The sequence below is a fragment of the Acidimicrobiia bacterium genome (assembly GCA_018057765.1).
Lineage (GTDB): Bacteria > Actinomycetota > Acidimicrobiia > IMCC26256 > JAGPDB01 > JAGPDB01.
The window spans coordinates 53,118-65,094 of sequence record JAGPDB010000009.1 but is presented as its reverse complement, the minus strand read 5'-3'; the positions used below and the strand labels follow the sequence as shown (position 1 = coordinate 65,094).

The following is an 11,977-nucleotide window of genomic DNA, read 5'->3' as shown; positions in this document are numbered from 1 at the left end:
TCTAAATCTTCGATGGATTGATCTGTCGATTTTGTTATTTCCGTAAACATCGAAGCCTCAGCAAAAGAACCAGGCACATCGAAAGCCCCTAGTTGTTTAGGCGAATCAAATCCGTCGAGAATCTGACATTTTTTTCCACCAGAATCTGAGTAAGAATCAATACTCAACAACGGCGTCACGACCAGAGAAGCAAGCGCTAAAACAAATACCATCGATAAGATTATTCTTAATATTTTCTTGACTCTCTTAATTGCTCCAAGTCTCTTTCGAAAGAAAAATAAACCTACTCCATAAGCGAAAACTATTACCCATAAAATTAAAATATTTCCTAATGTTAAAAAACGAAAGAAAGCCATACGCTGGTCATCATAATTTGAAAGATTTAGAGCAATATCTTCTTTACTTAAAGTGCCCTTAAATTGCTTTTTGAAATTATCTTTTTGTGTTTTAGCATCATACGAACTTCTATCATATGCACAGATCTGCAATAACGATTCTTCTCCTGTTCTAATAATCGTTTTGTCTTGGCGACGGTCCAATTCTTGCTTAGCAAATTCGAGCAATATTTTCTTTAGCAATACTGTTTTTACTGCAGGGTCGCTTACACTTTTTAAATCATACTTATCTACCACTTTCAAATTAGATTCAGAACGATCATCCATATATTTCAAATCAGCATCTGCCGTTTTACTAACTATAGGTTTCGGATTAGAAAACGCGCTCGGACAAGTTTGACCACTATCCCCACCTTCAATTCCTGGTGTAAAAAGTGCGGCCGTATAAATAGTTGTAAATGAAATCAGGAAAATAAACACGAAAGCAAGTACACGAAATAGCGAAGGAAGTAGCTTTTTTACCATGCGATTGTATCGTCACAGGGCCAGCCTATATTGAGCGATAATATATTTCCACTAAGTGAGAACTAGCATGAAACCTATACAAAATGGACAAAAAGTAAATGTTCGGGTACAACTCGCTGGTCTATGGACAGTAATTATATTTATTTATATTTATATAGATTATTTTCATTTATATTCGCTGGGAACAATTACAGACATAATAGGTGGAAGAATTTTCGAGTTTAAAAAAATAGTTTAGGTTGCATTGCAATCAGGCCCCTATAGAGAGAGTATAAATGGACAATTTATAGCTAGACTCGAAAAATGACATCAATATACGACTTATCTTTTAATACTCCTGCCGGCGAAGAAATATCTATGAAAGATTTCGAAGGCAAACCGGTACTAGTAGTTAACACTGCTACAAAATGTGGTTTGCGTGGACAATTTAGTGAACTCGAAGAGTTATATCAAAAACATAAAGATGATGGACTTGTTGTTCTTGGATTCCCATGTAGCCAATTCGCTGGCCAAGAACCTGAAAGCAACGAAAACATGGTTGAGACATGCCAAATAAATTTTGGTGTCACATTTCAATTGAGCGAAAAGATCGATGTTAACGGTTCTGATACTCACCCAATATTTAAATATCTAAAAAGCAATACCAGTTCGCTATTTGGTTCTCGTATCAAATGGAATTTCACAAAGTTTCTGATATCACCAGAAGGCAAAGTATTAAAACGCTACTCACCCACCACCAAACCAGATTCCATAGAAAAGGATATAGAAGAGTTGCATTTCGATTAATTTAGCATCTATATAGAACTATAAAATACGGAATAAATGACCAGCTACTCTGTAGAGTGCTACCAAGAAGCGCTCCGACATACTTCATGATAGGGATACCAACAAGAATCAATAGCCACCATACTAAAGGCATTCGCCAAAGTGTTAAGCGTTTAAAACATTTTTCTATCAGTATTATTAATTTCATCTTTGTTTGACATACAAATACCACTTTATATTTTCATATTTAATTGTTCATTCAACATTGTAATCACATACGTTATATAAATTTTTCTTAACCTATATCAATGATAACATTTAGTGGAAAGGGATTAGATCATGATGAGATCAATAATTAATCTTACAATTAGAAATTAGTAATCGCACCAGTCTCGGCACCCTTAGCCAACTTCGCGTACTTGGCTAAGAATCCTGAAGTGTAACGTGGTTCTGGAAGTTTCCAATTTTTGCGTCGTTCAACCAACACAGACTCATCAACAATCAAATCTATTGTGTGTTCTAGAGCATCGATAATAATCTTGTCGCCTTCTTCAACAAAAGCAATTGGCCCACCATCCAGCGCTTCGGGAGCAACATGGCCAACACAGAAACCATGAGTACCACCACTAAAACGTCCATCAGTAATAAGAGCACAATCGCCACCACGACCTGCACCTTTCATCGCACCAGTTACAGCTAACATTTCACGCATACCTGGGCCACCTTTGGGACCTTCATAACGAATCACAAGAATATCACCAGGATTAATACCGCCAGCCAAAATCTTTTCCATCGCCAAATCTTCACCATCGAAAACTCGGGCAACACCCTCAAAATGCATTTGGTCTTTATTCAAACCTGCAACCTTAACAACGCTTCCTTTAGGCGCCAACGAACCAGTAAGAATAGAAATTCCACCAGCAACATTTATAGGGTCATTCAAAGCATGGATAACTTCCCCATCAGCCTCGCGCGGTTGTGCAGCCTCAATATTTTCAGCAACAGTTTTACCAGTAACAGTTAAAGCATCACCATGTAAAAGATCAGCATCTAAAAGTTCTTTCATAACAACTTCAATACCACCAATTTTATCTACATCGATCATATGATATTTACCATGAGGTTTCGTATCAGCAATATGTGGAACCCTCGCCGCAATCTTATTAAAATCAGCCATGCTTATATCAACATGAGCCTCATTAGCAATAGCAAGAATATGTAGAACAGCATTTGTTGAACCACCCAAAGCCATAAGCATGCTAATAGCATTCTCGAAAGCTTTTCTAGTCAAAATATCTCTCGGACGAATACCAAGTTCAAGCAAATTCATTACAGCTTGACCAGATTGGAAAGCAAAAACATCACGACGATTATCAGGAGCAGGAGGAGTTGCAGAACCAGGCAAACTCAAACCCAAAGCCTCTCCAAGAGACGCCATTGTATTAGCAGTAAACATACCAGCACAAGCACCTTCACTCGGGCAGGCTTTATGTTCAATAAGACTTAACTCTTCGTCACTTAAAGCACCAGTAGCATTAGCGCCAACAGCCTCAAAGACATCAACAATATCTATAGCTCTACCATTATGCATACCAGGTAAAATCGAACCCGCATAAACAAATACGCTCGGCACATTAGTACGAGCAGCCGCCATCATCATACCCGGCAAAGATTTATCACAACCCGCCAAAGCAACTAGAGCATCAAGACGTTCAGAGTGAATAACACACTCAACACTGTCGGCAATGATTTCACGCGAAACCAAAGAACCACGCATACCTTCAGTACCCATCGAGATACCATCACTAACGGCAATAGTGCAAAATTCAAGAGGAAAACCACCAGCGTCTTTAACACCAAGTTTTGCCTGCTTAGCCAAACGATCAAGAGGCATATTACAAGGTGTAACCTCATTCCAAGACGAGGCAACAGCAACCTGAGCTTTTGTCCAATCATTATCGCCCATACCAACAGCTCGGAGCATCGCGCGCGCCGGCGCCCTATTCGGACCATCTGTTACATCATACGAGTTTATTTTTGTTGGGTGTTTGGGATCAAAAGGCATGCTTAAATGCTAGCGCATTGACAGTATAAATATAAACCTGTAGAGAAGAGCCTTGCTATATTGGATGCCAGACCACCTAACTAGCTCCTGGGTACTTCTATCTTGCAAATGTAAGCACCAAAACCGGAATATTTAAAACGAGAATACGTATAGTGGTTATATGACTGCTAATGAAGTTTGGGATCAGAAAAAGCATAATTCGTCTCCATTCGATTTTTTAATAGATGCACTCAATAATGGTGTCTGTTGCACCATTGGAGAGCTAACTTTATTTAATAGCGTCCCGGTAACGTCATCAAAAAGAAATGCTTACAGCGCAAAAATCTCCCACCGTAAACATAACCACGGAGAAATAATTGAAGCAATAGTATTAGTTAAACTTTCAAAAAAAGAGAATCTTCTAAGAAATCATGTTGATACAATATTGCAACTTTCAAATATGGAATACATTTATAAAGATTGTTCATTCGCTATAAACGACATCTAACATTTATAATAGAAAATAAATTTACAACCAACCAGGTTAGGAGCCTAATTAATGAATGATACAACAGTTATCAACAAGGAAAGCCAGCTAGTAAATATAATTTCTAAAATCAAAGAGAATGTAATTGCTATGGATGTAATCGTTGGTATTTTCGGAGCAACAATAATTAGCCTTACTGCACGAATATCGATTCCTCTTTGGTTCACACCAGTACCAATTACCGGACAAACACTCGGTGCTATTGGATGTATACTCGCCATGAAAAGATATAGAGCAATTCTTAGTACATCATTTTATATTATATTTGCAATGCTTGGACTACCAGTCCTAGCATCACAGACAACAGGACTATACGGAATTTCATGGTTAACAAAACCAGTATCAGAAGTAGGATTTATTAGCGGCGCAAGCATCGGATATGTTTACGGATTTCTACTAGCTGCAATAATATGTAAATTAGTTATTAGAAATAAAACAACAATACTTGCAATGACAATAAGCACTCTAATATTTACGATAGTCACTTACGTATGTGGTGTTTTCTGGTTACAACACAGTCTACATCCACTATATGGAACTCCGTTTTTTGGTGGACCTAATAGTGCATTCGCATTAGGGTGCTGGCCATTCCTCATAGGCGACCTGCTCAAAAGTGCGTTAGGTATAGGAATAGCTAAATCATATAAGAACAGTACAAACAAAAAATAGTTTACTGCTCAATACCATCAACAATTTTTAACGACTCGTTTCCTATTAGGTAATAATCTTTTGGATCCCCATCAACAACTATTGCACTAAAATTATCTATAGCAAAAATAGTGCCAATAAAATCTTGTGCAACTTTCAACAGATTTTCTCTACGCGTTTTAGGAAATACAGAACTATTTAAATGAGGCTTGATAGATACATCAACCACATTTAAATATTGAGACACACCGTAATCTTCGCTCTCATCATATATTTCTAAATAAGCGCTTGTTGAGTTACGTCTACCCAACACCATAGAGCCAGCACTAATACCGACATAGACTTTAGATTGAAGGAGCATACGTAAAGAATCACTAAAACCAGTTTTATCAAAAACACTCATCAGATAATCGGTATGACCACCAGTAACAAAAATAATATCAGAAACACTTAATCTCTCAACAACCTTTTCTTTACTCAAACCCAAAAGGTTGACAAGTTCGAAACTCCCACCAAAATTCTCTTTGACATGACGCCAATCATCAAAGAGCCAAGTATGGTCACCATTTTCGACGGTATAACCTCCATTAATCAAAGCCACGTTAATATCACTACGACTCTTACCCACCAGCTCTTCACATTTCGCTATAACCACTTCGTGAGTAAAACCGTTAGATGTAAGTAATAATTTCATATAAATAATATTAGTATCTACTATGACATATTGAACAAATATGATGTATTGTTGTAAAATATTAAACGTTCAACCTATTTATAATACGAAAGATACGAATGCAAAAAGAATTAGAAGCACAGGAACTACGTCTTGAAGCATTAATGCAAGCACTCCCATATATTAAAGAATTTAACGATACAGTAATAGTCATAAAATATGGTGGTAGCCAGCTACGAGTTGGACTCGAATTAGATTCATTTGCTGATGATATTGTTTTACTGCGCTCTTTAGGTATTAAGGTAGTTGTAGTCCATGGTGGTGGACCTCAAGTTGACGACGCGATGAAAGTTTACGGCAAAGAACCAGAATTTATTGAAGGTTTAAGAGTCACAGACTATGAAACTTTAACAATTGCGCGTATGGTCCTTGTAGGTAAGGTAGGTCGCGATATAGTTGCAGCGATTAACCGTCATGGTGGGTATGGTGTTGGTACAACTGGCGAAGATGGCCGATTGATGATTGCAAAAAAGAAAAATCCAAAACTTGGGTTTGTTGGTACGGTAACTGAAGTTCGTACTTCAATTCTCGAACGTCTATTTAGCGAACAGCTGATACCAGTAATATCGACTATTGGCGTTACAGAAGATGGTGAATCACTAAATATAAATGCCGATGAGGCAGCAGCGGCAATCGCAATAGGATTAAAAGCAAAGAAATTAATTATCATGTCTAATATTCCAGGCATAATGAAAGATATTACTGATCCGGATTCAGTTATCAACAATATGACAGTTGAAGAAGCCACTAAATTAACTAAATCGGATACAATATCTGCGGGTATGATCCCCAAGATTAAAGCATGCATAGATGCTGTAGCTGGCGGAGCTGAACGTTCACACATAATTGATGGCCGACAAAATCACTCGGTACTTTTAGAACTATTTACCGAAACTGGTGTTGGCACAATGATAACGCCTTAAAGAACGAATACATTTATGAATGACTCAAATCTACTTGCAACATATCCACCTTTTAACACTAAATTATTAAATGGTAATGATGTATTTTTATATGACGATAAAGGAAATGAATATTTAGATTGTCTTGCTGGAATTGCTGTAGTTAGTCTCGGACACGCGAATGTGGAAATTGCAAATGTTATTGCTGAACAATCCAAAAAACTTATTCATGTCTCGAATTATTTCGAAAACGAATACACACAAAGTGTTGCTAGTAAAATCAATGAAAAAATTACTTTGACATTTGAAGATACTGATGGAAAAGTATTTTTTAGTAATTCTGGAGCTGAAGCAAACGAGTGTGCAATTAAAATTGCAAAGCGTTTTGGTAAAGGAAAAAAATATAAATTCTTAACAGCAGTAAATTCTTTTCATGGTCGTACTTTGGCAACATTAGCAGCGACTGGTCAAAGCGCGAAGCACAAGAATTTTGCTCCATTGCCGGACTATTTTAAATATTTTGAATTTGGAAATGCAGAATCATTAAAAGACCAAATCGATGACGAATGTATTGCAGTTATGATTGAAGTTATACAAGGTGAAGCTGGAGTTAGAGTTAGCGATCAAGCTTTTTTTGATGATGTTCAAAAGATATGTAAAGAAAATGATTTGTTATTGATTGTTGATGAGATACAAACCGGGATGTGCAGAACTGGCAAATGGTTTGGCTTTCAAAATTATAATCTAAAACCAGATATTGTCACTATGGCGAAAGCACTCGGTAATGGTTTTCCAGTTGGCGCATGTTGGAGCGAAAATAGCGTTGCAAAACTGATGGAAGTTGGAGATCATGGCTCTACATTTGGTGGTCAGCCACTGGCATTATCTGTTGTAAATTGTGTATTTGATATTTTAGAGCGTGAAAGCTTTGCATCGCATACAGATAAAATAGGTAAAATATTTATAGATAGCCTGATTGAGTCTGGTTTATTCTCCGAAGTTCGAGGCCTAGGCCTATTGATTGGTGCAGATATCAATATAGATGTTGTTGGTGTCGACGCCCACCAATATGTTAAAAATGCGTTGAAGAACGGATTGATCATAAATGCAACAAGCGAGAAAACTATCCGTATAGCTCCTCCATTAACATTTAAGGAAGAACATATTTTTAAAACAGTCGAAATTTTAAAGAAATCTGTTGCTAGCTAATAAAGTAAATAGAAAATAGTATTATTTTTTATAACTTAACGCACTAAAGTGAGGCTACAGGTGCTTGTAGAGAAACAACTCCACTAATACCAGCAAGAATATCGTTAACACCTTCCAATGCTGGCAAATCTGAAACTTTAAAAGAACCAACATTTACTTCATCTGTAATTTTTGCTACGCCATTGGGTTCTCCATTAAGAATTTTAGGATCTCCTACAAAACAGGAATGCAAAGATGGATTATCTGTGCCCATCCAATCTGACATTGAGTCGCCTATCATCCAAATACCTTCAGGTTTTAAAGGATCATTTTCCAAAACCCATTGAAGTGCTAAACGTTTGCCAGTTCGAAAATCTGCAATTGGATGTAATCCCAGATAATTATGTTCTGGTGAACAATCTATCCCAAATTCAACACCTGAGTTTGAAAAAATAATTGTTAATTCTTCAGAAACCATTCGAATTAGATCGCGAGAACCAAAGAGCGAGAAGCTGTTTGTTCTATTAGCGCCAATTGCCCATTGAGTATTAGTGTCAATTTCTTCTCCACCAAACTCAGGAGCGACAATATCATTCGCTCGTGTGATTTTTTTCCTATCAGCAAATTTCTGTGCAGTAGTTACAGCAACTTCTAATAAACTTGATGGAAATTCTTTAAGTGAGATTATTTCGCTACCATTGAAATATAGATTTCCGTTTTCAGCCAAAATTGGTGTAGTTGGATCAAGACCTAATCGTTTAGACAATACTTTTAGCTGCTCTAACGGGCTGTCTGAACATAATCCTATTATAACTTTTTTAGATTTAAGTTCATCAACTAATTTTCTAAAATCACTTAAATGTTGTTGGTTAAAGTTTAAATTTTTTTGAGAGTCACCAATTAAAGTTCCATTTAAATCTATGAAAATATAGTGTGCCATATCTTGTCCTCAATCCGTTTTGCATCTTTCAATTCCATTGCTATATTACAATCTGGTCGTGAACTGTCAAAAACAGTTCGTCCTCGCTCTTGACCATCTAAAACGACTCTCACACCAGATTCTTCCCATTTTGCATCTGATTGATTAAATAATAACCATATTGCTAATGGGTCGTGTAAACATAAAGTATCTTCTCGTTGATGGTTATATTTTTCAAACCAGGCATGCATAGCATTTTTGAGCCACCAGGTTGTTGCATCATGAACTTTAATTGCTTCTACTTTTTCGTATCCCCAAGATACTTTTCGTGTTACATCTAATGGCACTAGAATAGTAGTATTTATAGGTTGTTCAAAATATGAATCTGCGCCTACAGGATCAAAAGCAATGTTAGTTTCAGAATAATCTGTTTCATTGCCGGGTTCATTAAATACGCCACCCATGATAGAAATAGTTGATAGGTTAATACGATCTTTAAATATTGGGTGTTTATGAGAAAATGCGCTCAATGTTCCAAGAGAAATTCCGCTATTATATGAAGCCAAATTATTATTATTCGAATTTTCACAATATTGTACTTCGCTAGCAGAATAGGAATTACTATCTATATGAATATTCCACACACCATCTGGTCCGTGGAAATAATCAGGAAAAGGTCGCTCAATATGTCCATTTTCCGGTAATTCCGAATTTGGCGCCATAAGCCAATTTGGAGCACAATATTTTATAAATTCAGCAGCATTTTTTGCTATGAGCTCTACTGGGCCATTACCAAAACAAGGCAATAAAGCATGATTTGCTACTGGGGACAATTTAGATAGAAGTGCGAGAGCGATAATATCATCGATACCAGGATCTGTACTTACTATTAATTTCTCATTAAAAATCTGATTTTCCACGCAAATATAATAACTTATATTAACCAATAGAGCAAAATCAGCATCACTAAACCGATTAGGAAAAATACGTCTAAATAGCATATAATATTTGCCAAAATTTTAGACACCATAAAGAGACAATTCATGCAGACTATAGATATCAGCCAATCCGTAATAAGTACGAAGCCCAATACATTTACGTTCCTACTTAGAGATGACACCGTCGAGGTCGTAGAGGACTTCGAAAAGCGTGCCATTGCGCTAGGTCATAATTTTAGTGATGAAATGCGATCCCAACTTCATCTTGCGTATCAAGAATTTATGGAGGGGCTCATTAAAGTTTATAAGGATAATTCTGATGTTCGTAATACAATAATTGAAGTAGTTGAAGCAAGCGTTGTCAATAAAATCAGAAATCAGAAAATTGCTGATTTCATCAGTACATGTGATGATGAATGTGTTGTGGTGACTATGGATCCACTTTGTAACTTCCCCGACACTATCCCTTTTGCTGTTTCAAGATTGTTTAATAGTACTGGGTCAGTCTCAACTAAATTAACAAATCGTCCGGGTAGCGTTCCTATATTTGAGCAGATCGATGCAATTCGCACTGCGTCTAGAGGTAAAAAAATAATTTTGGTAGAAGACGATCTATTTTCAGGGTCGACAATAAACCGTACAATGGCATTATTTAGAGGTGACGCTGCGAATGGCGGAGAAATCGAAATAGATGTAGCAGCGGTATTCCCAGGTATTCAAGTAATAACAGATGTTCCGTTAGCCTTCGGTGATGAAATCCATGTAGACCCAGTTTATAGCGTTTATATACCTGCGGGATGTAAAATTGATGTTTTAGTTAATGTTGGAGATCCACGAGATTTCTTAGTTGGTGGAGATGGATTAGTCACTGAAGTTGGTCGCATGCCATATGTCCGACCATTTATTTCCCCTAACGCGAGGGCTTCAGTACCTCACGACAGAGAAATTATTTTTTCATTAGAAGTCCTAAGATTAACTAAAAGATTTTATAGTGTAGCTGAGGAAACAACAGGAGTACTTTGGCCAGCAAATATCTGTGAACCTGCAGCTTCAAATGGCCTAATCCATCATGGCTTTGTAGAACAAGATAGAACTCATGATACAAGTATGACAGATGTTATTGAAAAAATACAAAGACATCCTCTTCTTGAACTGAACAATCCTGAACCTGCACTATCCGATTTCTAGGAAGTACCCATATTTTCTTCGATATATCCAAAGGTTAAATCGTTAGTCCATATCCATCCGGTGCCATACCCAACGCCTAAATCTACATTTAATACGATTTCTCGATTTTTCATATATTCACGAATTTTCTCACGCTGTTCGTCGCTATAATTATCAATAATAGACTCACCATTTTTTAACACTATATGATCACCATAAGAAATCGACAATTTCGTAAAATCATAATCGATTGAACTGGCACCTAATTCAGAAGCAACTCTCCCCCAATATGGATCGTTACCAAACCAAGAGCATTTTACTAACTGACAATTAGCAACTCTTCGTGCACCATGGTTTGCCTCATCATCATTTTTTGCACCTATAACATTTATGCATACAGTATGTGTAGAGCCTTCAGCATCATCACACATTTGTTTAGCTAAAGATTGGCATACCTCAAGCATCGCATCCGCAAAATCATCTATGTTTATCTCGTCTGTTTTAGCACTTGAAAAAACAAGTACAGTATCATTTGTCGACTGTGCTCCGTCGACTGTAAGTTTATTAAAACTTCTTCCTACTGCACTAGAAAGACTTGATTGTAAATCGCTTAATTTTACACTTGCATCAGTTGTAATGAATCCAAGCATAGTTGCCATATTTGGTTGAAGCATCGCTGCGCCTTTTGCTATTGCACCAAGAGTGAATTCAGTACCATTTTTATCCGTATATTTTTTCAGGAAAGTTTTTTCTAGCGTATCAGTAGTCATGATTGCTTTACTAGCAAGTTCACCACCATCAACACTTGATTCTTTTATCGCTTGTGGAATTGAATTGACAATATTTTCTATTGGTAATTGATAGCCAATTAATCCTGTTGAACAGACGCCAACTTGCGATACATCAATATTTAAAGTCGAGCTGACAGCTTTAGCCATTTTTGATGCATTTATATATCCAGTTTCGCCAGTTGCAGCATTGGCATTTCCACTATTTATAATCACGCCTACTAAATTCCCACCACTCTTAGCAAGATGTTCACGAGTAAGCGTAACCGGCGCTGCACAAAGTTTGTTGGAAGTAAAAACTCCAGCAGCCATAACAGGTTTATTGTCAAGTGACCCAATATATGTTAGATCGAGTTTGTCTTCGGGTTTGATACCACCATGGATACCAATCGCTTTAAATCCAGCCACACCAGTTACAGTCATTACAGCTCCTTATAAAAAAATCTAATTAATTATACAATTTTGACGCAGTTTATAC

Annotated in this window: 12 protein-coding genes; 6 read left to right on the top strand and 6 right to left on the bottom strand. The window is 36.8% G+C overall.

Going from position 1 to position 11,977, the window contains the following annotated elements; all coding sequences use genetic code 11:
• On the bottom strand, positions 1 to 860 hold an 860-nt coding region (locus tag KBF89_04600; GenBank protein ID MBP9115604.1), incomplete at its 3' end, for a hypothetical protein.
• A gap of 303 nt (positions 861 to 1,163) precedes the next feature.
• Here KBF89_04600 and KBF89_04595 point away from each other — a divergent pair.
• Positions 1,164 to 1,646: a glutathione peroxidase gene (locus KBF89_04595; protein MBP9115603.1), complete on the top strand. Its 483-nt coding sequence runs from the start codon at positions 1,164 to 1,166 to the stop codon at positions 1,644 to 1,646.
• Positions 1,647 to 1,992: 346 nt separating this feature from the next.
• On the opposite strand, the gene ilvD is transcribed toward KBF89_04595, so the two are convergent.
• The gene (gene ilvD, locus KBF89_04590) at positions 1,993 to 3,690 is read right to left on the bottom strand and encodes a dihydroxy-acid dehydratase (GenBank protein MBP9115602.1); all 1,698 of its coding nucleotides are present in this window, start codon (positions 3,688 to 3,690) and stop codon (positions 1,993 to 1,995) included.
• Positions 3,691 to 3,850: 160 nt separating this feature from the next.
• Here ilvD and KBF89_04585 point away from each other — a divergent pair, with 160 nt between their 5' ends.
• Entirely contained in the window at positions 3,851 to 4,177 is a 327-nt protein-coding gene (locus KBF89_04585) for a hypothetical protein (protein ID MBP9115601.1), read from the top strand.
• 51 nt (positions 4,178 to 4,228) lie between these two features.
• Positions 4,229 to 4,885: a biotin transporter BioY gene (locus tag KBF89_04580; GenBank protein MBP9115600.1), complete on the top strand. Its 657-nt coding sequence runs from the start codon at positions 4,229 to 4,231 to the stop codon at positions 4,883 to 4,885.
• Position 4,886: 1 nt separating this feature from the next.
• Here KBF89_04580 and KBF89_04575 read toward each other — a convergent pair whose 3' ends face one another.
• A complete protein-coding gene (locus KBF89_04575; GenBank protein MBP9115599.1) occupies positions 4,887 to 5,558 on the bottom strand; it encodes a Type 1 glutamine amidotransferase-like domain-containing protein in 672 nt (223 codons plus the stop codon).
• 98 nt (positions 5,559 to 5,656) lie between these two features.
• On the opposite strand from KBF89_04575, the gene argB reads away from it, so the two are divergent.
• A complete protein-coding gene (argB, locus tag KBF89_04570) occupies positions 5,657 to 6,520 on the top strand; it encodes an acetylglutamate kinase (GenBank protein MBP9115598.1) in 864 nt (287 codons plus the stop codon).
• A gap of 15 nt (positions 6,521 to 6,535) precedes the next feature.
• Positions 6,536 to 7,708, top strand: a complete 1,173-nt coding sequence (locus KBF89_04565; GenBank protein ID MBP9115597.1) for an acetylornithine/succinylornithine family transaminase — start codon at positions 6,536 to 6,538, stop codon at positions 7,706 to 7,708.
• Between the two features lie 43 nt (positions 7,709 to 7,751).
• Here the strand turns inward: KBF89_04565 and KBF89_04560 are convergent, their stop codons facing one another.
• Together KBF89_04560 and KBF89_04555 are read right to left on the bottom strand one after the other, a co-directional pair.
• Entirely contained in the window at positions 7,752 to 8,627 is an 876-nt protein-coding gene (locus KBF89_04560; GenBank protein ID MBP9115596.1) for an HAD hydrolase family protein, read from the bottom strand.
• Positions 8,606 to 9,526 carry a nucleoside hydrolase gene (locus KBF89_04555; protein MBP9115595.1) on the bottom strand — a complete coding sequence of 307 codons (921 nt, stop codon included), beginning with the start codon at positions 9,524 to 9,526 and terminating at the stop codon, positions 8,606 to 8,608. The genes KBF89_04560 and KBF89_04555 overlap by 22 nt, the downstream gene beginning before the upstream one ends.
• A 123-nt stretch (positions 9,527 to 9,649) precedes the next feature.
• Between KBF89_04555 and KBF89_04550 the strand changes: the two genes are divergently transcribed.
• Positions 9,650 to 10,732 (top strand): hypothetical protein, encoded by a 1,083-nt coding sequence (locus KBF89_04550; GenBank protein ID MBP9115594.1) that lies wholly within the window; start codon positions 9,650 to 9,652, stop codon positions 10,730 to 10,732.
• Here KBF89_04550 and argJ read toward each other — a convergent pair.
• A complete protein-coding gene (gene argJ, locus KBF89_04545) occupies positions 10,729 to 11,922 on the bottom strand; it encodes a bifunctional glutamate N-acetyltransferase/amino-acid acetyltransferase ArgJ (protein ID MBP9115593.1) in 1,194 nt (397 codons plus the stop codon). The two genes, KBF89_04550 and argJ, sit on opposite strands and share 4 nt — an antisense overlap.
• Positions 11,923 to 11,977 lie beyond the last annotated feature (55 nt).

Excerpts from the sequence above, each read along its gene's own strand:
- KBF89_04595 (MBP9115603.1), top strand. The coding sequence starts at position 1,164 with ATGACATCAATATACGACTTATCTTTTAATACTCCTGCCGGCGAAGAA.
- ilvD (MBP9115602.1), bottom strand. The coding sequence starts at position 3,690 with ATGCCTTTTGATCCCAAACACCCAACAAAAATAAACTCGTATGATGTA.
- KBF89_04585 (MBP9115601.1), top strand. The coding sequence starts at position 3,851 with ATGACTGCTAATGAAGTTTGGGATCAGAAAAAGCATAATTCGTCTCCA.
- KBF89_04580 (MBP9115600.1), top strand. The coding sequence starts at position 4,229 with ATGAATGATACAACAGTTATCAACAAGGAAAGCCAGCTAGTAAATATA.
- KBF89_04575 (MBP9115599.1), bottom strand. The coding sequence starts at position 5,558 with ATGAAATTATTACTTACATCTAACGGTTTTACTCACGAAGTGGTTATA.
- argB (MBP9115598.1), top strand. The coding sequence starts at position 5,657 with ATGCAAAAAGAATTAGAAGCACAGGAACTACGTCTTGAAGCATTAATG.
- KBF89_04565 (MBP9115597.1), top strand. The coding sequence starts at position 6,536 with ATGAATGACTCAAATCTACTTGCAACATATCCACCTTTTAACACTAAA.
- KBF89_04560 (MBP9115596.1), bottom strand. The coding sequence starts at position 8,627 with ATGGCACACTATATTTTCATAGATTTAAATGGAACTTTAATTGGTGAC.
- KBF89_04550 (MBP9115594.1), top strand. The coding sequence starts at position 9,650 with ATGCAGACTATAGATATCAGCCAATCCGTAATAAGTACGAAGCCCAAT.
- argJ (MBP9115593.1), bottom strand. The coding sequence starts at position 11,922 with ATGACTGTAACTGGTGTGGCTGGATTTAAAGCGATTGGTATCCATGGT.